The organism is Alcaligenes sp. DN25, assembly GCF_023674485.1.
In the GTDB taxonomy this organism is placed as follows: domain Bacteria; phylum Pseudomonadota; class Gammaproteobacteria; order Burkholderiales; family Burkholderiaceae_B; genus Alcaligenes; species Alcaligenes phenolicus.
Window position 1 is genome coordinate 2,079,790 of record NZ_CP098408.1, and the last position, 23,899, is coordinate 2,103,688.

At 55.6% G+C, this 23,899-nt stretch carries 25 protein-coding genes; 7 read left to right on the forward strand and 18 right to left on the reverse strand.

The genetic code is table 11. The annotated features are described in order from the left end of the window. Positions 1 to 100: 100 nt before the first annotated feature. On the forward strand, positions 101 to 385 hold the full coding sequence (locus NBV64_RS09730; protein WP_009454242.1) for a hypothetical protein: 285 nt from the start codon (positions 101 to 103) through the stop codon (positions 383 to 385). Positions 386 to 476: 91 nt separating this feature from the next. Here the strand turns inward: NBV64_RS09730 and NBV64_RS09735 are convergent, their stop codons facing one another. The 4 genes from NBV64_RS09735 to NBV64_RS09750 form a co-directional block, all read right to left on the reverse strand. Next, positions 477 to 953, reverse strand: coding sequence for a copper uptake system-associated protein (locus NBV64_RS09735; protein WP_250755616.1), 477 nt, complete (start codon positions 951 to 953; stop codon positions 477 to 479). Between the two features lie 168 nt (positions 954 to 1,121). Beyond that, positions 1,122 to 3,269, reverse strand: coding sequence for a TonB-dependent receptor family protein (locus NBV64_RS09740; RefSeq protein ID WP_250755618.1), 2,148 nt, complete (start codon positions 3,267 to 3,269; stop codon positions 1,122 to 1,124). Between the two features lie 62 nt (positions 3,270 to 3,331). Continuing rightward, entirely contained in the window at positions 3,332 to 3,760 is a 429-nt protein-coding gene (locus tag NBV64_RS09745) for a DUF2946 family protein (protein WP_342466542.1), read from the reverse strand. A gap of 64 nt (positions 3,761 to 3,824) precedes the next feature. Next, positions 3,825 to 4,820, reverse strand: a complete 996-nt coding sequence (locus NBV64_RS09750; protein ID WP_250755622.1) for a zinc-dependent alcohol dehydrogenase family protein — start codon at positions 4,818 to 4,820, stop codon at positions 3,825 to 3,827. 99 nt (positions 4,821 to 4,919) lie between these two features. On the opposite strand from NBV64_RS09750, the gene NBV64_RS09755 reads away from it, so the two are divergent. After that, positions 4,920 to 5,837 (forward strand): AraC family transcriptional regulator, encoded by a 918-nt coding sequence (locus NBV64_RS09755; RefSeq protein ID WP_250755624.1) that lies wholly within the window; start codon positions 4,920 to 4,922, stop codon positions 5,835 to 5,837. 69 nt (positions 5,838 to 5,906) lie between these two features. Here NBV64_RS09755 and NBV64_RS09760 read toward each other — a convergent pair whose 3' ends face one another. After that, the gene (locus NBV64_RS09760) at positions 5,907 to 6,185 is read right to left on the reverse strand and encodes a PALP domain-containing protein (RefSeq protein ID WP_021446614.1); all 279 of its coding nucleotides are present in this window, start codon (positions 6,183 to 6,185) and stop codon (positions 5,907 to 5,909) included. Positions 6,186 to 6,290: 105 nt separating this feature from the next. Here NBV64_RS09760 and NBV64_RS09765 point away from each other — a divergent pair, with 105 nt between their 5' ends. From NBV64_RS09765 to NBV64_RS09775, 3 genes are read left to right on the forward strand one after another with little or no spacing between them, the layout of a single operon-like run. After that, entirely contained in the window at positions 6,291 to 7,421 is a 1,131-nt protein-coding gene (locus NBV64_RS09765) for an NAD(P)/FAD-dependent oxidoreductase (protein WP_009454225.1), read from the forward strand. 35 nt (positions 7,422 to 7,456) lie between these two features. Continuing rightward, positions 7,457 to 8,530, forward strand: coding sequence for a YkvI family membrane protein (locus tag NBV64_RS09770; RefSeq protein ID WP_250755625.1), 1,074 nt, complete (start codon positions 7,457 to 7,459; stop codon positions 8,528 to 8,530). Beyond that, entirely contained in the window at positions 8,520 to 9,134 is a 615-nt protein-coding gene (locus NBV64_RS09775) for a helix-turn-helix domain-containing protein (protein WP_035273216.1), read from the forward strand. The genes NBV64_RS09770 and NBV64_RS09775 overlap by 11 nt, the downstream gene beginning before the upstream one ends. Here NBV64_RS09775 and NBV64_RS09780 read toward each other — a convergent pair. From NBV64_RS09780 to NBV64_RS09800, 5 genes are all read right to left on the reverse strand, one after another. Continuing rightward, positions 9,131 to 10,072 (reverse strand): formylglycine-generating enzyme family protein, encoded by a 942-nt coding sequence (locus NBV64_RS09780; RefSeq protein WP_250755627.1) that lies wholly within the window; start codon positions 10,070 to 10,072, stop codon positions 9,131 to 9,133. The two genes, NBV64_RS09775 and NBV64_RS09780, sit on opposite strands and share 4 nt — an antisense overlap. 154 nt (positions 10,073 to 10,226) lie before the next feature. After that, a complete protein-coding gene (locus NBV64_RS09785) occupies positions 10,227 to 10,838 on the reverse strand; it encodes a hypothetical protein (protein ID WP_128831586.1) in 612 nt (203 codons plus the stop codon). A gap of 76 nt (positions 10,839 to 10,914) precedes the next feature. Further along, complete coding sequence (locus NBV64_RS09790) at positions 10,915 to 11,115, reverse strand: hypothetical protein (RefSeq protein ID WP_223254031.1); 201 nt, start codon at positions 11,113 to 11,115, stop codon at positions 10,915 to 10,917. 132 nt (positions 11,116 to 11,247) lie between these two features. Further along, positions 11,248 to 12,615 (reverse strand): TrkH family potassium uptake protein, encoded by a 1,368-nt coding sequence (locus tag NBV64_RS09795; protein WP_250755629.1) that lies wholly within the window; start codon positions 12,613 to 12,615, stop codon positions 11,248 to 11,250. Between the two features lie 3 nt (positions 12,616 to 12,618). Beyond that, on the reverse strand, positions 12,619 to 13,272 hold the full coding sequence (locus tag NBV64_RS09800; protein WP_009454211.1) for a potassium channel family protein: 654 nt from the start codon (positions 13,270 to 13,272) through the stop codon (positions 12,619 to 12,621). A gap of 156 nt (positions 13,273 to 13,428) precedes the next feature. Between NBV64_RS09800 and NBV64_RS09805 the strand changes: the two genes are divergently transcribed. After that, positions 13,429 to 14,529: an alkene reductase gene (locus tag NBV64_RS09805; RefSeq protein WP_009454209.1), complete on the forward strand. Its 1,101-nt coding sequence runs from the start codon at positions 13,429 to 13,431 to the stop codon at positions 14,527 to 14,529. Between the two features lie 129 nt (positions 14,530 to 14,658). Here the strand turns inward: NBV64_RS09805 and NBV64_RS09810 are convergent, their stop codons facing one another. The 5 genes from NBV64_RS09810 to imuA form a co-directional block, all read right to left on the reverse strand. Further along, on the reverse strand, positions 14,659 to 15,078 hold the full coding sequence (locus NBV64_RS09810; RefSeq protein ID WP_009454207.1) for a PaaI family thioesterase: 420 nt from the start codon (positions 15,076 to 15,078) through the stop codon (positions 14,659 to 14,661). Then, a complete protein-coding gene (locus tag NBV64_RS09815; protein ID WP_009454206.1) occupies positions 15,075 to 15,536 on the reverse strand; it encodes a GatB/YqeY domain-containing protein in 462 nt (153 codons plus the stop codon). The genes NBV64_RS09810 and NBV64_RS09815 overlap by 4 nt, the downstream gene beginning before the upstream one ends. Before the next feature lie 65 nt (positions 15,537 to 15,601). After that, entirely contained in the window at positions 15,602 to 18,799 is a 3,198-nt protein-coding gene (locus NBV64_RS09820) for an error-prone DNA polymerase (protein ID WP_250755630.1), read from the reverse strand. Then, the gene (locus tag NBV64_RS09825; RefSeq protein WP_250755637.1) at positions 18,796 to 20,079 is read right to left on the reverse strand and encodes a Y-family DNA polymerase; all 1,284 of its coding nucleotides are present in this window, start codon (positions 20,077 to 20,079) and stop codon (positions 18,796 to 18,798) included. Before NBV64_RS09825 ends, NBV64_RS09820 begins: the two co-directional genes overlap by 4 nt. Beyond that, positions 20,036 to 20,773, reverse strand: coding sequence for a translesion DNA synthesis-associated protein ImuA (gene imuA, locus NBV64_RS09830; protein WP_021446612.1), 738 nt, complete (start codon positions 20,771 to 20,773; stop codon positions 20,036 to 20,038). Before imuA ends, NBV64_RS09825 begins: the two co-directional genes overlap by 44 nt. 114 nt (positions 20,774 to 20,887) lie before the next feature. Here imuA and NBV64_RS09835 point away from each other — a divergent pair, with 114 nt between their 5' ends. Continuing rightward, complete coding sequence (locus NBV64_RS09835) at positions 20,888 to 21,502, forward strand: tRNA-uridine aminocarboxypropyltransferase (RefSeq protein ID WP_250755639.1); 615 nt, start codon at positions 20,888 to 20,890, stop codon at positions 21,500 to 21,502. Here NBV64_RS09835 and NBV64_RS09840 read toward each other — a convergent pair. The 3 genes from NBV64_RS09840 to NBV64_RS09850 form a co-directional block, all read right to left on the reverse strand. Next, entirely contained in the window at positions 21,489 to 21,908 is a 420-nt protein-coding gene (locus NBV64_RS09840; RefSeq protein ID WP_009454198.1) for a carboxypeptidase-like regulatory domain-containing protein, read from the reverse strand. The two genes, NBV64_RS09835 and NBV64_RS09840, sit on opposite strands and share 14 nt — an antisense overlap. Beyond that, positions 21,905 to 22,798: an NRDE family protein gene (locus NBV64_RS09845; protein ID WP_060185028.1), complete on the reverse strand. Its 894-nt coding sequence runs from the start codon at positions 22,796 to 22,798 to the stop codon at positions 21,905 to 21,907. The genes NBV64_RS09840 and NBV64_RS09845 overlap by 4 nt, the downstream gene beginning before the upstream one ends. A 128-nt stretch (positions 22,799 to 22,926) precedes the next feature. Next, positions 22,927 to 23,877, reverse strand: coding sequence for a M14 family metallopeptidase (locus tag NBV64_RS09850; protein WP_250755641.1), 951 nt, complete (start codon positions 23,875 to 23,877; stop codon positions 22,927 to 22,929). Positions 23,878 to 23,899: the final 22 nt, after the last annotated feature.

A 23,899-nucleotide genomic window follows, 5' to 3' on the forward strand; every position in this document is an offset into this window, starting at 1 on the left:
AGTCCTCTCCCATGCGGACTGAATCCCGTAAACTGTCCACGCTTGAATTAAATCGCTAAATCACTTCCTGGCTGTGGGAGCTGGTTTTAAAAGGTCATTAATGTCGCTCTACAAAAAAGCCTGGCTGTTCACCTTGTTCAATATCTTGCTCCTGGTCGCCTTGTATTTTGGGCTGCCTGTGTTCGACCGTGTGTTGGGGACCTTCGGGTTTTTAGTCTTTGGCTTTTATATTCTGGGCCAGGGCTTGGTAGCCATGACCGTTTTTACTTGCCCAAAGTGCGGTTTGTCGCCGTTCATGGGTAGCCAGAGCTTGTTCACCAGTTATTCGCCCTTTCCGCGCAAGAAGTGTGGACAGTGCGGGCATGACCACACTCAGACTGAGTAGGGCAAGTTGCGATCCGGCGGCCCGGCGGCCCGGCCCGGTGCACTGATTCCTTGTTGACTCAGTCCTTGCGCAGCGGGTTCTCCTTCCTGGATTAGTCGGGTTGATGGTTGTGATCCACCACCATATTGTCTCCAAAGGTGGAGAATTTGGCGGTCACTTCGGCGGGCAGTTTGGCTTCTGCTGCGCTAGTGTTCTTGACCAGGCGTTCTGCCGCTTCAACGCTCATGCCTGCCATGGTTAGAGTCTCGACATCGTTCAAGCCATCGCCACCACACATATGAACATTCCATTCCCCATGTCGACTCTTTAATAGCGCACGACCACCACGTGTCAGTTGCGTCCAACCCGCCAGGGCGTAGTCACCCTCGATTACGATAGGCTCCACCACAAGAGGGGCTTCGGGGCTGTCCCAAATCGCCTTCATGGCTTGGGAGATGCGATCGGCCTCTGATGGTGCAGCGTGAGCCATGCCCGTGAACATAGCGAACAAGATGAATAAAGCCATGGCGAAGAAAAGCCCATGGAGTGCCACTTTGAAGGTCTGGCGATGTTGTGAAGCGGTTTTCATAAGACTCCTTGTTTTTCAAGCTAATAAAAGACAGGGTGGGGCTGTCGCCCCAAGCAGAGTGCTCAGCTGACTTGTTGGCAGCCAAGAGGCAGTGATCTGGCATATAAAGCGCGATAGTGGCGATTTGACGGGCATGACAAACCCCTTAGCAAGATAAAAAAAGTGGAATTAATACTGGATCTGCACACCGGCAAAGACCGATCTCCCTGTGCCCGGCTCGAACAAGGGCGAGGAGGCTGTGGCATAGTCGGTAATGCTGGCGCTGGCGATGTATCGACGATCTGTCAGGTTGCGGCCATCTATATAGAAGGAGTAGGGGCCGAGTTCCCATCCGGCTCGCAAGCCGAGCAAGGCATAGGAGCTGGTCTTGGTGGTATTGGCGTTGTCGACGTAATAGGCCTGGGGCACCCATTCCACATTGGGGCCAATGTGAAAGCCCGACGGGTGTTTGTAGATAATCTCTGCCCGCAGATAATGCTTGGGTACGCCGGGCATTTGATTGTTGTTCCAGTCCCGATCATTGTCGAATTTGAAGTTGCTGTAGGTGTAGGCGCCTTTGATGTCCAGGCTGTCACTTTGCAGACCTTGCACCAACAAGCCACGAGCGGCCGTCCACTGCACACCCAGTTCTATGCCTTGATGGGTTGTGTGATCTGCGTTGACGGTTTTGTCGCAAATGTTCCAAGGCGCGCTGATGCATTGCAGCTCGTTTTTGACGCGGGCATGGTACAGGGAGACGTCCCAGGCCACGTTTCCGTTTTCCCCCCGGGTGCCTATTTCGAAGGTGGTGGCACGTTGAGCTTGCAGACGATCCAGATCATTGCGGGTCGAGAATGTCATATCGTCAAAAGTTGGCGGCTCGGCGCTGCGGGAAATATTGCCGTAGATTTGCCACTGCGGACCTGCATCCCATAACAGGCCTAATTTGGGATTGAAGAAGTTGTAGCTCTTGTCCCCGGATCGGGTGGCGGGCAGGCCGCCGTTATACAAGTCCTGACGCTTACGTTGGGCGTGCATGTACTGCAGGCCGGTAATCAGGGATAAGTCCGAACCAAGACTCCAGGCGTTTTCGGCATAGGCGCTCAGGTTGCTGGCCCTGTCTTTGCTGGCAGACAGCTTCTCCTGCCGTTTGCCTCCTGCGTTTACAGAGTTTTGAGCATCAATCTTGCCTGCCGACCAAGTCAAGCCTAGCGTGAAGCGGTTGTCTCTGCCTGCAAGCGGGCTGGTGTTGACCAGCCTGCCGTAAGCGCCGTAGCTGCTCGTGTCTCTATCAACAAACTGATAAATAGGGTGCCGTAGTGAGCTTTGCTCGAACCAGCCACCCAGTTCGTATTGAGTCTCTCCCATGACCAGCACTGTGCGGTTGGCAATGCGGCCTCCGTCCAGGTTGAGCTGCCAGTCGTGCTCTTTATTGGCTTTGGCAGCTTGCCGTGGATTATTCAGAGCCTGATCGCGGCTGACCGAGCCGGGAATATCCTGGTGAATTTGATAGCCGCTCAAGTAAAAACGGGTTTCTGACCGGTCTGAAAGCCGCCAAGCCAGGTTTGCGCTGGCTCGCAAGGAATGGCCAGCACTTTGCTCTCTGTAGCCATCTTGAGTTTGCCAGGAGCCGGAAATCACGCCATCCAGCTTCTCGCCCGCAAAACCGCTGCCAAGTTGCACGCGCCGCCAGCCAAAGCTACCGGTATCCAGACGCCCTTGAAAGGCGTCGGCATCATGGCCGGTAGGGGTGACGAAGTTGATGGCTCCACCTAAAGTAGCGGCTCCGTACTGCAAGACGTTGGCGCCTTTATAGACCTCGGTATAGCGGTAGGCTGTAGGGTCGATGCGATGAAAATTGCTGCTGCCGTCCGGGTCATTTAATGGAATGCCATCCTGGTACAAGCTGATGCCGCGCAGATGGTAATACCGCGACAGACCCGAGCCACGTATGGACAGACGTGCATCATCTCCCCATTTGGGCTGTGCAAACACCCCGGCTGTGTAGTCCAGCATGTCTTTGACGGTGGCGGCCCTAGTGTCACGCCAGGCGCTCTCGGGCACCAGCGCCACCCCGCCCGCGACTTGTTCAATGGTTTTTTGAGCGCTTTGCAGGTCTGGAACGGTCAGACTTTTACCACGCTCTGGAGTGACGATGACGGGAGCCAGTGTTGGCGTCTGTGCATGTGCAAGACTGGTCCAGGAGCTGGAAAACAGCAAGGTCAGAGCCAGGACGCTGCTTCGTGTGCGTGGTGATGTTTGTGCCGAGTGACGAGAGCGCGAAAAAGGGGCGGTCTGCACGGCGCATGCCTGTGCAGAAACACAAAAAATGGACATAAAAAAACCTTGAATGACTTCGCTGAAAGGCGACTGCACATACGGCAGTCGACGACGAGAGATCAAGCAAGGTTGACAGGGGGAGCGCGTGACCCTAGTGGTGGCCCCAAGGCAGGCAGGGGCGGCAAGCTCTGATTACGGTGTACTAGCAACAAAGGCTGGTGAACCACCGGGACATCCAGGCTTGCCATATCAGCGCTGGGTAGGGCTACTTGAGACAGGACCAGTGCGTAAGGGCACTTCTGCATATCCGCCTGTTCATTGGATTGCGGCGGATCGGCCTGTCCTGTCAGGCTCATCCAGATCGTGCTGGGCGTTCCTCCGGGGGCGCAAAGCGTGACGGAAAAGAAGCCATTCTGTTCACCCGAGCTATCGGGCATGTAGCCTGCCGGGACCAGCGAACGGCTCAGAAATGACAGGATCGCCAGGCAAAAAAGAATTTGCCAGGCTATGCCATTCTTAGCGAGAGAGCAGTGCCGGTGGATAGACATGGCGGGATTGTATTACAACTGCTTCTCAATTAGCTTTGATTTATCTTATGCCCGGACTCCGTCATTAGTGATGGATCACGATTTTTCCAAAGCGATCGCGCTGTTGCAGATAGCGGTAGGCTTCATGAGCGTTGTTGAAATCGAAGACCCGGTCGATTACCGGATGGATCCGGTGCTGGCTAATGACTCGATTCATGGCTTCCAGATCACTGCGACTACCCACACCAATGGCTTTGTAGTTGGCCTGACTAAAGACCAGATCCATGACATCCAGCGATTGCACGGATTTTCCCAAGGAGCCGATCAAGGACACTTGCCCACCTACAGCAATCGCTTTGATGGATTGCGCAATTGTCACCGGACCACCGACATCGACAATACGATTGACGCCTTCGCCGTGCGTGTAGTCTCGTACAAGCTCGGACCATTCTGGCGTGTCTTTGTAGTTGAAAACCTGGTCAGCCCCTAACTGCAGCAGCTTGTCGAACTTATTGTCTGAAGAAGTGCTGGAGATGACGTAGGCTCCCATTGCCTTGGCCAATTGAATGGCAAAAATGGACACGCCACCTGCTCCTTGTGTCAGCACTGTATCGCCTGCATTAATACCGGCCAGTGCGGACCAGGCCGTCAAGGCTGCGCAAGGCAGGGTTGCTGCCTCTTCAAAACTCAGATGGGCGGGCATAGGCGACAAGGCCTCTGCCGACACGACTTTGTATTGAGTCAGCCAGCCGTCATGCTCAACACCATATTGTTCCCGGCCTGCGTAGGCTGGGCCACCGAACCAGTTCGGGAAAAAACTGTTGATGACACGGTCGCCCAACTTGAAGCGCTGCACGCCGGGGCCAAGGGCATCAATGATTCCTGCTGCATCTGACAGTGGTACAGCTCCTGGCGTAGTGGGATAGCGCAATGTACCTTTCATGACCAACAGGTCTCTGAAGTTCAAGGACGAGGCCATGACTTGAACCCGCACTTGTCCGGGACCTGGTTCGGGAAGCGGTTCCTGACCTCGTGCCAGGTAGTCCAAACTGCCATATCGTGTAAAACGGTAGGTGTCCATGCATGCTCCTGTTGATACTTACATGGAGCATGCTAGGCTTGAGGCTTCAGACGATCTATAGTTAAAAATCCAATTTTCCTGTCTTATCGTCTGATAGTCATGAACCCCTTTGATGAAATCCTGGATGGCATGCGTTTGCAGCATGCTTTGTATGCGTGCTTCCAACTGCGTGCGCCTTGGGGCGTCAGCTTTGACACCGGCGAGTATGCGCGGCTGTTGATTGTCAGCAAAGGGGGGTGTTATTTGAAGGGAGAGCAGCGAGCCGATCCCGTGCTGCTGGAAGCGGACACCTGCATGCTTGTTCAACCAGGGGTGCAATTCTCGCTGTGTGACGGCAAGGAAAATCCGCTGGTTTCCTGTGAGACTTTGGCTCGGTATCCGCATGCTGAGCCGATCATCCATGGGGGCGATGGGGCTGTGACTGAAATCGTGACGGCCCGCTTTGCTTTTAACAAGTTGGCTGCCGAACCCCTGTTCAGTGCGCTTGGCCCCTTGGTACACACTCGCTTGAGGGCGGAAGATGCTGTCGCCATAAAAAGCATCCTGCATGTGCTGCAAACCGAAGCGCAAAGCCGGGATTACGGAACTCAGCTGATTAACGCCCGCCTGGTTGATGTGATGTTCATTCAGGTGATGCGGGCTTTATCGCACTGTGCCTCCTTGGGGGCAGGGCTGTTGGCGGGTATTCGAGACCCCAGGATGGCCCCGGTCTTGCAAGCTGTGCATCAGCAGATTGCGCGTCCGTGGTCGGTGGAGGAAATGGGCGCACTGATCGGGCTGTCCCGGTCCACCTTTTCTGCTTTGTTCAAGGCGGCTGTCGGGCAAGCTCCCTTGGCGTATCTGACGGCTTGGCGTATCTATAAAGCCAAGCTTTTGTTGGCAGCCGGTTCGCAGACGATAGGGCAAATTGCCGCGCAGGTGGGGTATGACAATGAGTCCAGCCTGAGCCGTGCTTTTAGCCGTTTGGAAGGAGTCTCGCCCGGTGTGTGGCGGCAGAGGCAAAGAGCCGGAGTTTGATGTCCGGCCCTACGTCAGAAGATTGAACAGGCGCAGCCTTGCCTGAGAGCCTGTTCTGTCAGTTTCCGCTTACAGGCTGCGCCCCTTATCCAGATAGGTTTGAAACTCCGCCTCCGGCACCATGCTACCGCCCGTTCCCCAAACCAGGTGGGTAGCGTTCTCCAGCTGAACATGCGTAAAACCCATACGCTGCAGATATTCAGGCGAGTTCAATACCCGCGCCATGCCGGGCACGCCAGCCAGGGCGGAGGGTTCCAGTTTGACCTTGTCCTGCTCATAGGCAATGACCATCAAACGGTATAACTCTTCGTCCGTGACGGTGTAATAGCCGTCGATCAGACGCTGCATGGCTTTGCCCACGAAGCCCGAAGTGTCCGCCTAGTAAAAACCCTCTTGGATGTTTTTCTTGGAAAGACCTACTATTAGCCCTCAATTATCGGATATGAGAATTTTATGGTGTACGACTACGTAATTGTTGGAGCCGGGATGGCAGGCGTGTCTTTGGCCTACCGTTTGCCCGAAAGTGCCCAAGTGCTGGTTCTGGAAAGAGAGTCCCATGCTGCGTATCACTCCACGGGACGCTCGGCCGCGATGTTTGTTGAAACCTACGGTACGGAAACGATTCGTGCCTTGACTGTTGCGGGCAATGATTTTTTCAGCCATCCACCCGCGGGCTTTAGCGATCAGCCAATTTTGCTGCCGCGCGGTGTGCTGTATGTGGGGACCGCCGATCAGCAGGATTTGCTGGACAGCCAGTATCAGGATTGGCATGAACAAGGTCTGGATGTTAGCCGCTTGAGTGCCGAAGAAGCCTTGGCCATGGTGCCCTGTCTGGACCCTGCGCAATTGGCCGGTGCCTTGTATGACGGTCAGGGTCAGGACATGGATGTACATGCCTTGCACCAAGGGTTTCTGAAAGGTGCACAAGCCAAGGGTGTGAAACTGCGTCTGGATACGGAAGTGGTGTCGGCCAAGTGGGATGGCGAATGTTGGGAAGTTCAGCTCAACGCCGAGCCTGCAAGTTTGCGCACTCGTGTGCTGGTCAATGCGGCGGGGGCCTGGGCTGATACCTTGGCAGAACGCTGTGGCGTGCAGGCCTTGGGCATTCAACCCAAACGTCGTTCCGCCTTCCTGTTTTCGCCGCCCGAAGGTGTGGATCATCGTGACTGGCCTGCCGTCATTGATATTGGCGAAGAGTTTTACTTCAAGCCCGATGCTGGCATGTTGCTGGGTTCACCTGCCAATGCCGACGACGTGGATGCCCATGATGTCGTGGCTGAAGAGCTGGATGTGGCCACCGGTATTTACCGTATTGAAGAGCGCACTCAGCTCCGTATCCGTCGTCCTAGCCACACTTGGGCGGGGCTGCGCAGTTTTGCTCCTGATGGCGAGCTGGTGATTGGTCAGGATGCACACTGCCCCGGCTTTTTCTGGCTGGCCGGTCAAGGTGGCTATGGGATTCAGACCGCCGCAGGCGCGTCCTTGCTGGCGGCCAGTTTGTTGCAAAAGCAGGATCTGCCCGATTCTTTGAAGGCCCTGAATATTGATCCGGCAGTGGTATCACCCGCTCGTTTCAGAACATAAAAACAGCAGCACTTTGATCTCCCGGAGGAGAAAGCATGTCGAATATAAAAAATATCCTGGGCATTGCGATGGCCTTTGTCGGTGTGGTGGTGGGGGCCGGCTTTGCATCAGGACAAGAGATATTGCAGTTTTTCAGCAGCTTTGGGTATTGGGGGCTGCTGGGAGGGGTGGTCAGTGGTCTGTGCTTCACGATACTGGGCATGGCGGTGGGGGAGCTTAGCCAGGTTTCGGTATCGCATTCCTTCAAAGAGGGCTTGTATCTGATTTGTGGGCCGCGTCTGGGTGTGGTGGTCGACATCATGATTACCTTCTTCATGTATGCGATTGCCGTGGTGATGTTTGCTGGTGGCGGCTCGCTGATGGAGCAGCAATGGGGCGTGCCGGCGCAATACGGCAGTATCGCCGTCATGCTGATTACCGTGCTGATTGTGTTCTTGCGCGTGGATCGGGTGATGGCCTTTATTGGCAGCATCACGCCCATCCTGGTTCTGATGATGATTTTCCTGTGTATTTACAGCTGGAATACGCGGGATTTGCCATTGGAAGAACTGGATGTGATTGCGCAGACTAAACCACAAGGTGCGGGGCATTGGCTGGTTGGCTCTTTGCTGTACGTGTCCTACAACATGGTGGTGGGGGCACCGTTCCTGATGATTGCCGGTGCGCAAGCGACTTCTCGGCGCAATGCCTTGCTCGGTGGACTGGTAGGTGGTTTGTTGCTGGGCTTTTTGATCGTGCTGATCAGCGCCGGTGTGTTTGGCCGTATCGATACGATTGGCTCGGCGGCCTTGCCCATGCTGATGCTGGCTACTGAACAGTCCAAACTGCTGGGAACCATTATGTCCGTGGTGATTTTCGCCATGATTCTGACAACCTCGGTGGGTGTGCTGTATTCCTTCTCGGCCCGGATTTTTACGCCCAATACCCGTAAATTCAATATCGGTACGGCTATTGCCGGGGTGCTGGGACTGGTGGGCGCCAAGATTGGTTTCATCAATCTGGTGGGCACGGTATACCCGTTTTTCGGCTACCTGGGCTTTGTTTTGATGGCCTGGATTCTGATTGCCTGGTTCCGTTTGCGCCGCTTACAATCCAGGAATGCTACGTAATGAACTGCTCAGCAAGGAACAGGTAGGAACCCGCCTGCGCCAAGCCCGACATAATCAAAAACAGACACTCAAGCAGTTGTCTGAAAAAACCGGCTTGGCGCTATCTACCATTTCCAAAGCAGAGTTGGGGCAGGTCACTTTAAGCTATGAAAAGTTTGTGGTCCTGGCCCGTGCCCTGAATATTGAAGTCGGTTCTTTGTTTGCCGTTCCCGATCAGGAAACTGCGCAGCCATTGCCCACCACCGAAGTGGGCATTTCCAGCCATAAATCTACGGCCACCCCTGGCTATGCCACCCGCAACTATGAATACGGCCTGTTGTTTGGCGAGCTCAGCGGCAAGCACATGAATCCGATTCTGGCCGTGATTGATTCACGCGATGCCAGCGAGTTTGACGACTATATCCGTCACGCTGGGCAGGAGTTTGTGATCGTGCTGTCAGGCTCTATTGCCATTCAGTTTGAAACTGGCGAAACCCTGTTTCTGGAAGCCCACGAGTCAGCATATTTTGACAGCGGTATCGGACATATCTATTTATCCACCAGCGAAGACGACGCCAAGGTTGTGGCTGTCTGTACCAGCGGCTTGCCGCCGGGGATTGTTTAAGGTTCGTCGCTTGGTTTGCGCTTGTCCGTTACATCATCAAAAATCGTTGGCAGGATGGTGTTTTGCGTGGCCGATACGGGTGGCGTGCCGTTGGTTTTCAAGGGGGCCACACAACGCGCGGTGGCGTGCTGGAAATACACCGTGCCTACTGGGCGGCCTTTCAGACGAGCCAGTTCGGGCTTGGCGTCAATAGCCGCTTCCGACAAGGGAAAGACAATGCCGCGTGTGGGGATGGTGTGGCGTGAGCTGGCTCCCTCATTGCTGCCGCCTTTGAAAATCCGTACGTGGGCTGGATCCCGGGTCGGGTCTGAGATCACCCATTCATGCAGGCCATTGGCCATATCCTGAATGCCCAGCGGATTGGGTGGGAAGGCGCCCGTCTTGTTTTTGTCTGCTTCATTGCCTTGCTCAGGCACGTTGCGGCCTGCCTGCCACTGGCCGTTGTCGGTTGCCCAGGGAAAGGGCTGGCCACGGCTGCGGGCCGCGTATTCCCATTCAGCCTCTGTAGGCAGGCGCATGTCCAGGCCGGTGTTTTTTCCTAACCAGGCGCAAAAGGCTTCCGCTTCGTCGTAGGGCATATTGGCGACTTGTTCGCCATCGCCTTTTACCGGCTGCCAGCGCGCAGGGCGCTTGGTTTGCTTCAAGAAGCGATCATACAAGGCGTTAGTTGCCTCTTTTTTCATGATGGAAAAGGCGTTGACCTCTACCGGGTAGGGCTCCAGAGCCCCCTGATCCGGCTGCGCCACCCATTGCACGGACAACTCACCGTCGGAGTTACGCATGGGAACCTGAAAATTGCCGGCCATAAAAGAGCCGCCTTCTACCTGGATCAGTTCAGGACCGGGTTCGGGGCGCGTGGGTAGTGATCTCAGCACCAGCAGGAGCAGGACGCTGGCAACGATGAGGGTGGCGCTGATCCGAAAGGGGGTATGACGCAATCTTGTTTCCTTGCTCTCACCGCATGTGAGCTGAGAGCTTTGTCGATTAATTTCGCTTATATGGCCCCGTATTATTCCATGCCTGTTTATAAGACGGGTCTGTCTGAGCGCAGAGTTTAATGATTTATTGGTATGGAGGGGGCGTCTATTATGTTTATTCAGCGTTTTTAGACGGTTTTTCAGGGACAACCGTCAAAGGAATGCGGATAGCCTGGCCTTCCTGGATCATAAAGTGCCAGCGAGTGGCATCAAACAAGGCTGGGCTGATCTCAAAGACTGCGACATCCGAAACGCTCACCAAGGGGTTGATTTTGTCAGGGCCAACCGTGTCCAGATCATGAGCGTAGCGATAGTCCTGTGTCGCTCGCTGATTGGGCGCTACTTTCTGGCCTGAAGGGTCAACCAGAAACAGGCGTGGCCGATGGATCTGCGGGCTCAGTGGGCGTGGGCTGGTGTTGGTGTAGCGGTAGTGCAAGACGATAAACAGATTGTCCTGACGCGCCGGAGTTGCCAGTTCCCCGGAGTCCAGCTGAGTCTGACGCTGCCATTCATCCAGGTAAGTATGCAGGCGCACACCCTGATAGTCGGGCGTGAACAAGGTCGTCCCGTAGTTCAGAACGGGGGCCGCAGGCGGGATAGGCGCAATGCCGGGAAGGGAGCCTGGCTGCTTTTGTGTAGATAGAACCCGATCGTTTTGACTGTAGGCAGTGGCAGAACACAAGGCTAAAGCGGCGCACAGCCAAAAACGGGGCAGGGTGACAGTCATGGATGTGAACAGGGCCGCTTCAAGAGGTGTAGGCAGGGGAATGGGGGCCTTAATCGCAGGCAAAAAAATAAACGGCTCATGAGCCGTTTTTCTTAACTACTTTTTTTAGATCGTCCAGCTCTTTGCGCAGGGCGACAACTTCGTCACTGAGCAAACCAATAACGGCCATTTGACTTTGATACATTTCGACCAGCGGGTGGTAGCTAATCCCACGGCTGGTCAGTTCCCGGCAAAGCGCGCTAAGCCCGGTGCCAGCGCGCTTGGTTAAAGTAGCCATCTTCCTGTGATCCATAAGCCTGCATCCTGATCAGTAGTTGTTCGATGTTTACATCCATTAACCATACCAAAATTCGGTGACAATAGTCGTTTTTCTTAAAACTTCTTGTATATCTGTGGTTTAGCGACAGGTCTAGCCCACTTGGAAGTTGCCTTCCGGGTAGCGAATACGGCTGCGTTTGCGTGTGGCCAGCGAGTAAATCAAGGTTAGAGGCCCGAGTCGGCCTGCAAACATCAGCACCATGATCAGGATCTGGCTAGGCGTGGACAGCTTGTGGGTAATGCCGTGACTCATGCCGGTGGTACTCAAGGCCGACGCGGCTTCAAACAGCAGGCTGGTAATGGGCATGTCCTCAAACAAGGTCAGCAGCAAGACGCTGATGAAGTACAGTGCGCCGGTAATCAGGAAAAGGGCCAGGGCTTTTTGTACGGTTTCTGGAGCCACGCTGCGTTCCATCAAGACCACTTCTTCGCGTTGACGGATGTAGGAGCGTACCGCCGCCAGCAAGACAATCAGGGTGCCGATTTTGATACCGCTGGCCGTACTGAGCGAGCCGCCACCAATCAGCATCAGCACAATCAGGGTCAACTGAGTGCTGTCGCGCAGGCTGGCAATGTCCATGGTGGTAAAACCCGCGGTACGGGTGGCCGCATTCTGCATCCAGGCGGCCAGCGCCTGATCGCCCAGGCCCAGCATGCCCAAGGTGTTTGGATTCGTGAATTCCAGCGCCCAGAGACTGAAAAAACCAATCAGGTTCAGGATGAGTGTTCCGATCAGGATCAGCTTTGTGTACGGCAAAAGTGTTTGCCAGCGTTTTTTCTGGCCTACGTCGGCCAGTACGGTAAAGCCAATCCCGCCCAAAATAATCAGGCCGGATAAAGTCATGACTGACACGAAATCCCCGGAAATGGGGATCAAGGAGTCATGAAATAGCGAGAAGCCCGCATTATTGAAAGCCGTGACCGCATGGAACAAGGCGCGATAAAGGGCTGTGGTCCACGGTAAATCAATGGTCCATCGCAGAAACAGAATGGCGGCGGCGATCAGCTCAATCAGGGCAGCAATCTTGAACACTTGAAAGGCTGTACTGCGGATGCGGGACACGCTGGTTTGATTAAAAGCCTCCAGTGCCAGTGCCTGCTGGTTGACACTGATGCGTTTGTGCATGGTGATGGCCGCAATCACGGCAAAGGTCACAAAGCCCATACCGCCAATTTGCACGAGCAGCGCCAGCACAATTTGCCCAAAGTGCGTCAAGTCTGTTGCCGGATCAATGACCGCCAGGCCCGTGACAGTGACGGCCGAGGTAGCCATGAACAGCGCCTGAAAAATCCCCAGCCGGGGCGTAGCTGCTTGTGGCAGGCTCAGCAAAATCGCGCCCAGAATAATCAGGGCCATAAAACCCAGCGCCAGCACCAGTGGCGGGCTGGCGCTCAGGGTGCGGGTATGAGGATTGACCTCAAGACGGCGAGTCAGACTATTAGGCAGCCAATTGCGCATACATCAGACCAATTTGGGGGCGGCGGTACGAAGTGCTTGCAGTTGTCCAAGCAGGATCAGCAGATCCTTGGCATGCAGGGCAAAATCAGCATCGGGCTGGATGGTGGTTTGGCCACGACGTTTGACCAGCAGGACCTGCACGTCGGCCATTTGCTCGCGCAATATGTCCTTGATGGTCTGGCCGTTCATATTGTCGCTGGCGGTGACTTCCACAACATAATCGCCGTTACCCAGGGAAATGTAATCGTTGACCATGGGGTAGCTGAGCATTTGGGCGACTCGTATGCCCATTTCTTCTTCGGGGTGAATAATCCGGTTCACACCAATCTTGGCCAGAATCAAATGCTGGGTATGGGAAATGGCTTTGGCCCAGATTGTCGGGACACCAAAACTTTTCAGGTGAACCACGCAAACGAGGCAGGATTCAATATCAGCTCCAATCGCAACCAGAACTACGTCATAATTGTCCAGCCCCAGCTCTTCCAGAGCCTGGCGGTCAGTGACATCGGCAATGACGGCACGGTTTAATTGGTCCGCATATTTGTTGACCAGTTTCGGATTGGTATCCACTCCCAGTACGGAGTGGCCCATTTTCATGAGTTCCAGGGCGCAGGCCGAACCGAAGCGGCCTAATCCTATGACGGCGAACTGTGCCATAGCTTATTTGATCCGTTTGATGCTTGAAACAATTTCAAGCCAAATTAAGCGTTGATGGTATAAAGACATATCTGGTAAAAACCCTTATCGGGTATTCCCTTGGGCGCGTGTCGTTCAAGCCCTGGCGGAAACATCAATAGTGGACAGTGTAAAACAATGGTTAGTTTGTTTGATCCAATCAAACTGGGTGATATTGAACTCATGAACCGCATCATCATGGCGCCCATGACACGCGCACGCGCCTCGGAGGGCCGTATGCCCAATGATTTGATGCGTATGTACTATTGCCAGCGGGCCAGCGCGGGGCTGATTGTAGCCGAAGCCACTTCGGTATCGCCGCAAGGTGTGGGCTATGCCCACACGCCGGGCATCTGGAGTAGTGCACAGGTAGATGCGTGGCGCACGATTACCGAAGCCGTCCATGCCAAGGGTGGCCGTATTGTCTTGCAATTGTGGCATGTGGGGCGTGTGTCTGATCCGGAATTTCTGAATGGCCAAATGCCGGTTGCGCCCAGCGCAATTGCCTGTGAGGGCATGGTCAGTCATTTAAGCCCGGAACGTCCTTTTGTGGTGCCGCGTGCCCTGCGCAGTGAAGAAATTGCCGATATTGTGGACGACTTTGCCGTTGCCGCTCAAAACGCGCTGAGCGCCGGCTTTGATGGGGTGGAGATACACGGTGCCAATGGCTACCTGATCGACCAGTTCCTGCATGATGGCTCCAATACCCGCACGGATGCTTACGGTGGCTCGATTGAAAACCGGGCTCGTTTCCTGTTGGAGATTGTGGACGCCTGTGTCGCCATTTGGGGCGCTGGCCGAGTCGGTGTGCATTTGTCCCCCCGTGGTGGCTTGCATGGCATGAAGGATTCCGATCCGGCCCGTTTGTTCTCTTACGTGGCTTGCGAACTGGATCGCCGTGATATTGCCTTTTTGTTCCTGCGCGAAAGCCCGGCTTCGGACAGCTTGTTGCCCATGATCAAATGCCAGTTTGGTGGAGCGATTATCGCTAACGAACATTTCGATTTGCCGACAGCACAGACCACTTTATCCAAAGGCATGGCAGACGCCGTGTCGTTCGGTAAGGCTTTTTTGTCCAATCCGGACTTGCCCTTGCGTTTGCAGTTGCGTGCGCCCTTGAATGGCTGGGATCGGGATTCGTTTTACACCCAGGGGCCTAAAGGCTATACGGATTATCCATTTTTGAAATCCAACCCGGAATGGGATCAGCCTGTGGGTGAGGATTTGCAGGCGCATTAAGCTTGCCTGTGATTAAGTAGGTGGAAATAAAAAAGCCCGTTTGATACGGGCTTTTTTAATGGGCTTTATTGTAGATCGGTAGCAGTTTGGGGCAGCGTGCCACTTTCCAAGGTGTATTGCACCTGGTGTTCAGCTACCGCGCACCACTCGAAAAGTGGCTGCCGCTTTAACCAGCAAGCGTTCCTTCTCGTCATACCCGCCACCTTCGCAGTAAGCGGTATCGCCTTCCAGATACAGGCATTGGGCCTTGAACCAGACATCGCCACGAGCAGGCAGTAGAAACTGCGAGTTCATGTCTATGGTGGCCATCCCTGAGCCAGGACGTTGTGCCCGTGCGGCGGCGCTAAGGGTGAAATCCAGAATCGCCATCAAGGTGCCCCCGTGCACATCGGCACGGGAGTTGGCATTACAGGCTTGCCAGGGCAGAAAAGTAATCACTTCCTGCTCGGTGCTGCTAACGGTTTGCAGGCCCAGGTGCTGCATCAGGGGGATATGTGTGCCGAAAAAGTCCTGTTTGGGCTGCGCCAGTTCGGCCTGCAAATGCTTCATGGGTTCAGCTTTTGCTTCACTTGAGCGGAAACCTGGGACATATCGGCACGGCCAGCCAGTTTGGCTTTCACCAGACCCATGACCTTGCCCATCAATGCGGGGCCTTGAGCGCCGTCAGCCTGAGCCTGGGTAATCGCATCGGCAATGGTCGCATCAATTTCGGCGCTATCGGCTTGCTGTGGCAGGTATTCCTGCAGAATCAGCAATTCGGATTTTTCTTTCTCGGCGCTTTCGGTACGGCCAGCAGATTCAAAAGCCTGGATGGATTCGCGGCGTTGCTTGACTTGTTTTTCAATGATGCTGCTTACTTCAGCATCGCCCAGCTCGGTACGTTCGTCCACTTCGCGTTGTTTGATCGCGGCTTGCAGAAAACGCAAGGTCTCCAGGCGTCCGCTATCGCGAGCGCGCATCGCCGTTTTGATATCTTCAGCTAAACGGGTTTTGAGTGTTTGACTCATGGTGGTTCCTGGTTGAACGGGCAAAGCCCTAGTTTAACGCAGGGCGGGGGTAGGGAAAAATCCGATTATTGAAAATCCCGGCTGCGTGCGACCAGATCACCAATCAGGTGATTCATGGATACCAGACGGCGGGCAATTAAATGGCAAACGCTTCCATCCCGTTGCCAGACACCATAGACACCCAGCAGGCGAGATTGAAGCAAGGCCTGAGATTGCGCCTGCGCCAACTCTTCACGCACGATGACATTGACACTGCCGGTTTCATCTTCCAGCGTTACAAATACGGTGCCTTTGGCGGTGCCGGGGCGTTGGCGGGTGGTCACCAGCCCGCAGGCTCGTGCCAGCCGCCTATCCGGGCAAGCTTGGTTGAGTTGTTCTGCGGTGGAGAATCGCAAGGGGGACAACTGTGTGCGTAGCAAGGACAGGGGGTGACGATTCAGGCTCAAGCCCACGGCCTGATAATCACTTAACACTTCCAGTCCCACACTGGCTCGTGGCAAATTCGGGGTGTGCTCCGGCGTTTCAGCATGACTAAGCAATCCTGCCTGACTGGGGCGTCGGGCGTCCCAAACACTGTGGCGGCGTTGGCTATAAGCACTGCGTAAAGCATGGGCCTGGGCCAGCGCTTGCTGATCGTGGGCTGACAGAGCCAGCTCCTGGCGCAAGCAGGCCAGATTCAGCGTACGTTCCGGGTGGCTTTGCCGGTAACTTACGATGGCTTGTGCGCCTTGTTCGCTCAAGCCTTTGACCATGTGCAGGCCCAGACGTACCTGAGGCGGGCCGCCAAGCTCGGAACACACGTGGCTGTCATACAGGCTGTATTGCACATCAACAGGCAAGACCTGAACGCCGTGACGGCGTGCATCCTGGACCAATTGGCTGGGGCCGTAAAAACCCATGGGTTGAGAGTTCAGCAAGGCCGCCAGAAAGTGCTCCGGGTAACGTGCTTTCAGATAGGCGCTGAACCAGGCCAGTTTGGCGAAGCTGGCCGAGTGACTTTCCGGAAAACCGTATTCCCCAAAACCGCTGATCTGATCGAACAGGCGCTTGGCAAATTCTGGAGAATATTTTTTGGCAGCCATACCATCCAGCAACTCCTGTTCAAAAGAGCCCAAACCACCACGACGACGCCAGGCCGCCATGGCCCGCCGCAAGGCGTCCGCTTTGTCAGCCGAGAAACCCGCCGCCTCCATGGCCAGTTCCATGGCCTGCTCCTGAAAAATAGGCACGCCCAGGGTGCGTTCCAGCACATGGCGGATTTCGGGAGCGGGGTAGTCGACTTTGCTGTGGTCGCGACGGCGTTCCAGATAAGGATGCACCATGCCCCCTTGAATGGGGCCGGGGCGCACAATGGCCACTTGCACCACCAAGTCGTAAAAGCATTGGGGACGCAGGCGCGGCAACATGCTCATCTGGGCGCGGGACTCGATCTGGAACACGCCTATGGTGTCAGCGCGCCGTATCATCCGAAAGGTTTTGGCGCTTTGCAAAGGGATGTCCTGCAAGCGGAATGGTTTGCCTTTTTGCTGGCTGATACTGTCCAGGCAGCGACGCAAGGCGCTCAACATACCTAAGGCCAGAATATCGACTTTCAGCAAACCCAGCACATCCAGATCATCCTTGTCCCATTGCACAACACTGCGCCCTGGCATGGCGGCGTTTTGAATTGGCACCAGCCTGTGCAAGGGTGTTTGTGAAATGACAAAACCGCCAGGGTGCTGGGACAGGTGACGTGGAAAGCCCATCAGCTGGCGGGTCAAGGACAACCATTGATGCGCTTGCTCTGGCGGGCATTCGGGAAAGCGTGCCAGGACTTCATCCTGAATGTGGCTGTCTTTAAGCCAGGCACGGTCGCATTGAATCAAGGCCTCGATCAAGGCGGAAGGAATGCTTAGCGCCTTGCCGGTGTCCCGCAAGGCGCTGCGGCGTCTATAGGTGGTGATCACCGCTGTTAAGGCCGCTCGTTGCCGGCCATATTTGCGGTAAATGTATTGAATCACCTCTTCGCGACGCTGGTGCTCGAAGTCCACATCAATATCGGGCGGTTCAGCCCGTGCGCGGCTGATGAAGCGCGCAAACAAGGTATGGCTGCTGGCAGGATCAACTTCAGTAATGCCCAGGCAGTAGCACACGGCCGAGTTGGCGGCAGAGCCTCGGCCCTGGCACAAAATCCCCTGACTGCGCGCGTAACTGACGATGTCATGCAAAGTCAGAAAGTAGGACTCGTATTGAAGGTCTGCAATCAGGCTGAGTTCCTCTTCCAGGCGCGTGCGCAAGCTGTCGCTAATCCCTTTGGGGTAGCGCTTTTGCGCGCCACGCTCGGTTTCCTGTCGCAGATACTCAATGCCACTGAGACCGGGCGGGACAATCTCGACCGGGTACTCGTACTTGATTTCACTTAAACAAAACTGGCATAGCTCCTGGATGTGATCGGTGGTCTCACGCAGTTCGACCGGGTAAAGATTGGCCAGTTGGAAACGACTGCGTAAGTGATGTTCTGCATTGCTGGCCAGGGACCAGCCGCATTCTTGCACAGGTGTTTTCAGGCGTATGGCTGCCAAAGTATCGTGCAAAGGCTGGCGAGAGCGCACGTGCATATGGACACCACCCAACGCGGCACAGCGCAAGCCACATGCCTGCGCTGCCAGCCTGACGGCGCGCAAATGCTGCATGTCCTGATCGCGCCTATGCAGACTGATGCCTAAAAACAGTCGGCCTGCAAACAGGTCCAGCAAATGCTGTGTTTGAAGACGGATGTGCTCGCTATCCAAGCCATAGGCCGGCTTGTAGATGACAAGACAGTCTGGCAGAACCTGTTGTTGGGAACCTTGGCGGGCTTGTTGCAAAAAAGACCAGTCAATCGAGGCTTCCTGCTTCAAGTCCAGTGATTGGTGCAGGTGCGAGATGAATTGACAGAGATTGCCGTAGCCTTCCTTGTTGCGCGGCAGAATCAGCAGCTCATGGGGCTGAGTGCCGTTGCAGGTTCTTGTCTCAGCCTTGGCGACTTGTGGGCGCTGATTGTCCCAAACCCCCGTAAAGCGGAACCGACTTCCAACCAACAGGCGGATTTCCGGATGCAACTTGGCCTGCGCATAAGCGCGCACCACACCGGCCATGGAGGCGTAATCGCATAAGGCCAGCGCCTTGTAGCCCAATTCGGCAGCGCGGCTGATCAGCTCTTCGGGGTGGGACGCGCCATTCAAGAAGCTGTAATTGGACAGGCAGTCCAGTTCGGAATACAGCAGGTCTATATGGGGTTTCATCCAAAGACTCCGTGCAGATACCAGGCATGCTCCTGGCTCAAGTCCCGATAAACCCAATACAAGCGTCCCTGCGGACACAGGGCAATAAAGTAGTCCCGCTGCTGATGCCCGGTGCCGCTCCACCAGCCTGTCTGTACCCGCTCCGGGCCTTGAACCAGGCGCAAGCGCTGCTGATCCAGAAGCGGAGATTGCTGATCGTGTTGTAAGGGCTGAGCCGGGTCCAGCATCCAGCATGGACGTTGCAAAGACGGACGGTTCGCATCGGGGGGCTGGCTGCGGGACAAGGGGAGCCATTGATTTGCTTGTTCAGGCAAATAGCTGGCTTGGGCGGCAGGTGTCAAAATCTGTTCAGCCCCCAGCCTGACCTGCAAGCGCTCCAACAGTTGTTGATCCTGCTCTTGCCAATGACGCGCATCGGGAAACAGGCTGCTGGCATGAGTTTGGCGCGGGTGTAGTTGCTGTGCCTGCAGCACCATGCTCTGTACGGCCGCCTGTAATTGCAGTTGCTGGAACTGTTCTTGCCATACGGGCAAAAAGTCCTGGCTACGCCAGCAGGACCGGGCCATTTGCAACTCCAGGCGGGTGGTCGTGGGGTAGTCCTTGTATCTTTCCGTGCGTAGTACTAGTTCCAGACGTCCACAAGCCAACTGGTACTGATTCAACCAGGCCTCCAGCTTGATCAATAGGCGATTTACGGCCCGCAAGACGGTGGGTTTGTTATTGGATGGCGTATCCATCTCCAGCTTGTCTGTAAATTGCGGGGCGGCATGCACCCATTCCAGCGCCCAGCTTTGTGTGCCGTAGGCTTGGTCCAACTGCAACAGCAGGGCACGCAGCCCGCGCTGGGATAGACCATCGCGGGGGAGTTGGTGCAACTGGCCCAGGGTATGGCAGCCCAGACTATGCAACCATTGCAGCTGGTCGGCAGGCGGAGCCAATAAGTGGATGGGAAGCGGGTTCAGACAGGCCTGCAAACGTCGTGCACAACGACGCTGCTTGCGTCCGGACAAAGCCAGCAAGCAGGCCGCACGGGCAGTGGGTGCCAGGGCCAGGCAGGGCTCGGGAATAAGGGCTTGCAAGTCAGCCCGGACCTGTTGGTACAGACGACGCAAACCACCAAACAGCCGGATGCTGGCACTGATATTCAGTACCCATAAATCGGCTTGAACCTGTGCCAGCTGGGGGCTGTAGCGCAGCAGAACGGCTTGAATACCGTTCTGCTGTTTTGGGCTGGCCTCAGGCGTAAGCAGGCTCTGGGGCAGTCGCAGGCACAGGTACATGAGACGGAATGGCCGCTGGCGGCATCAGGGTGTGGTGAGGGGCCAAAGCAATGCTGTCCTTGCACGGAGGCCCCCGTCGTTTGCGGATATGAACATCCAGCCAGGGCTGCCCCTGCTGGTCTTGGCGAGTCTGAAGTTCAAGACGCAAAAGGGCGGGGCTGTTGGTCTGACTGTGCGCCGGACGTAAACAAAAAAACAGGCTGTCGCTATGGCTGGCTAATAGCTGTAGTTGACGCAAGGCCGCTAAAGGCACATGGGCAGGCAGCCAGCTCAGCACAGCCGCACAGTGGCCGTGACGCAAGGCCTGGGCACTGGCCCACAAAGTATCGTTCAGGTGCTGGCTGCGTATCCAGAGCATGCGGGCGGGCAAGGCGTTTTCTGATGAGCTGTTTTGCTTGTTCGTAACAGGAGTACCACGCCACAGTTGTTGCATGGGTTGATAGGGCGGGGCGACTAAAACACGCAAGCGCTCTGCCTGCAGCGTATTCAAGGCTGGCAACAACAAGGACAAGGCACTGCTGTCTTGCTGTGCATGCAGTTCGATCAGACTGCCCACAGGCCAGCCGCCTCCTGGCAGTTCGTCATCCAGGGCGGCAAACCCGCTGGGCAGGCAAGTGCCTGCGGCATGTGCATAATGCTTGCCTGTCCAAAGGGAAGGGTGAAGATCTAAAAGGGAACGAAGTGCGCTTGCCATAGGTATGCTCCTGATTGCTGTATAAATATACAGTAAATCTGTTTGCCAGCAAACCAGGCATCTGTTTCAAAGCAGAACTTTTATATACTGTGGCCTTCTGTTTGGCGCTCTCGCATGAATTCTTCCCCTTCTGCCCGACCAGGCCGCTGTGCACAGTGTCAGCGGCCCTTGGCTCGTTGCTTGTGTCCCTTGATCCCTTCGATAGAAGCAGCGTGTCCTGTGCTGATTTTGCAGCACCATTCCGAAGTCCGGCATGCGCTTAATACTGCGCGCTTGGCGTATTTGGGTTTGAAGGGGACAGAGCTATGGGTGGGAGAACAGTTTGCTGGGCTGGAGGCCCGGCTGGCACAGGCGCATCGTCCTGTTTTGCTGTTTCCGGGACCAGAAGCCAAGGTGGCGGGCTCAACAGGCCCAGGGGAGAAGCCGGATCTGATCGTGGTGCCAGATGGCACCTGGCGCAAGGCACGCCTGATCTTGCACAGCAATCCGGTTTTGCAAGCCCTGCCGTATTGGGTATTGCCTGAAGGACAGGCGTCGCGCTACAGACTGCGTAAAGCGCCCGACCCGCAGGCTGTGTCGACCCTGGAAGCAATTGTCCGGCTGATGCAGATTATGGAGCCGGAGCGGGATTTCAGCCCTTTGCTCCGGCCCTTCGAGCAGTTGATTGAAGAACAAATCCAGGCTATGGGCCTGGATACGTATCAGCGTAACTATCCTACTTCCAGGTGAAGTTCAGTTCGCGGGGCTGGCCTTCAACAATAGTGGCCTGGCGCTCCTGGGTCTGGCCCTGGTAAGTGGCAAATACCTTGTAATTGCCGGGGCCAAGACGGATCAGGCAGTAGGGGCCGTCGATCAGGCTGTTCAGCACGGTTTGGTCGTTGCTGTTACGGATAACCAGCTGCACATCGGAAATATAGCCGACGCGCTCACCCTGGTTGGCTGAAAAGTTCACGGACAAGGGAAAGGTGTTGCGCACCATGCGAAACAGTTGGGCTTCATCACTACCTATGCCGCCGCTGATGTATTCGGTTGAACCGTAATACTGGCTGGGGGGCAGTTCCTGGGCGTGCACAATGGGGCTGCTCAATAAGGCCAGCGACATGGCAATGCCGATCAATGAAAGACGAGGACTCATGAGGTTTCCTTGCTTGAAGTAAGGTGGCTAAGCGGGCCCTCAGGGGCCCTGTTGCTGTTATGAGAGGGGTGGGGCTGGCTGTCAGGATGAAAGCTGGGCCATAACAAAGGCCAGTCATGCTGACGGGTCGGTTCTGCCTGCGGATTGAAACTGCGTTCACGCAGCATTCCATGTCCGCGCTGATTAATAGTGATGACGGTGGTGCAGCGAGTGCCGTAATTGGGGCTGACAATAAACGGGCTGCTTAACAAGCGTTCGTGCTCAAGACTTAAGCCGGTTTGGGGCAAGTCGGCATCGGCTGCGACTTCCTGATTGCGTAAACCCTGAAACAAGCCTTCTACCGCTGGTGGCGAGCCATCAAAATGCTGTGCCTGCAGGGTTTCTTTCAGGAACAGGCTTTTGGGCCAAGGAGTATTAAGCCAGGCATTGCTCAGAACATGTACGCCTGGTTCCAGCATGTGCGGGCTGCCACTGGGATGACGGTTGCTGTAATAGCCCATGCGTAAAGGCTGTTGCTTGTCCGGCCATTCCAGCACAAAAAGATTGAAGCCTGCGTAATCGGCTCCTTCCTGGGCGAGTTGTTCCAGATAGTCGGCGGGACTGCGCTCGTCTCTTAGAAACTGGGGGATCAGCTCGCCGCGTGAGCGTTGCTTGCTGTTTTTGTTGCTGGGGGCTTCGCGGTAATTGGTCAGCAAGGCTAGACGTCCACGGCTTTGTGTCAGGCCCAGCCAGGTGCCCCCGGCTTGCAGGTCCCGACCCGCCAGAATATCGGGCTCGTCCCGCCAAGGTTGAGCCGCTTGGCTGGGGCGAGCATGATATTCGTCGCGATTGGCAGCAATAATCAGCGGCCAATCCGCATTAACTCCGACGGCGATATAAGCGATGCACATGTGCCGATTGTAGGATGGCTATGCAGGCTTTGGTAGCCAAAGTACCGCCAAGTTCCGCTTTTTTTCTCGGTATTGAGAATGCCTCTTTAGGCTTGGCATTCAGGGCTTGAACGTCAGATTTAAGCGATCTATGAAAGGGCGTCGTAGTTTTGTGCCAGACGCACGACGGTGACACCCGGACGTAGCTGGCGCAGCGAAGGCATGACCAAGGTGCAGTTATCGTAGGGCGTCAGCAAAGCTTGACCATCAGCTTGGCCGATCGCTGTGCCGGCATCGGCCAAGGTTTCCAGGCCTTGCCAGTTCTGATCGAAACTGACTTGCATGGAAGGGGCGACAATCGCATGGGTGACTTGCAGAACGCGTTGCGTATCGGGAGACGCTCGACGCCAGTCCGAGGGCAAATCCTCTTTTTCCACAATCTCGGAGGCGAGCAGAAAGCGGGCAATCAGGTCCAGTGCGATTGCCGGTGTATCAGGATCGCCATGAAAGCCGCATTCCAATAATAAGGAGCGCGCTTCATGTGCTTCAGGGTCCGAGAATCGACCGTAATCGCGCATGCGTACGCCGTCTTGATGGCCGCTATCCACAATCACATGCTCGGGAGCGCCCAGAGTACGAGCCAGCTCGATATTGCGTGCCAAGGTGCCAGTCAATAACAAGGGGGCGCTGGGTTCATGCATGGAGTGCAGATCCAGCAACCAGTCGGCTTGTTCCAGCCAAGGCAAAATGGCTCGTGCGCGACGCTGTTCTTGTGTCTGTGTTTGAGCCAGCTTCTGATCGCTCCAGACGCGGTTCATGTCTTCGTCCACGTAGCGGCTGGCATCGTGCTGCTCAGGATCAAAGCGATCAAAGGCGTCCAGATTGCAAAAGGCCAGAATCAGCTTGCCACGACGGGGCTTCAGGCCACTGGCCAACACGGCTTTCAAGGCCCAGGCCCCACAAAGTTCGTTACCATGAATCAGGGCGCTGATCATTACGGTACGGCCCGCTTCGCCCGAGTCCAGGCACCAGAGTCCAGGGACACCGGTATTGCCCTGACGCTCTTCTTGAATGTCAGGCAAGGAAAGAGAAAATTGCATGGAAAGACTCCAGCGCCCCAGC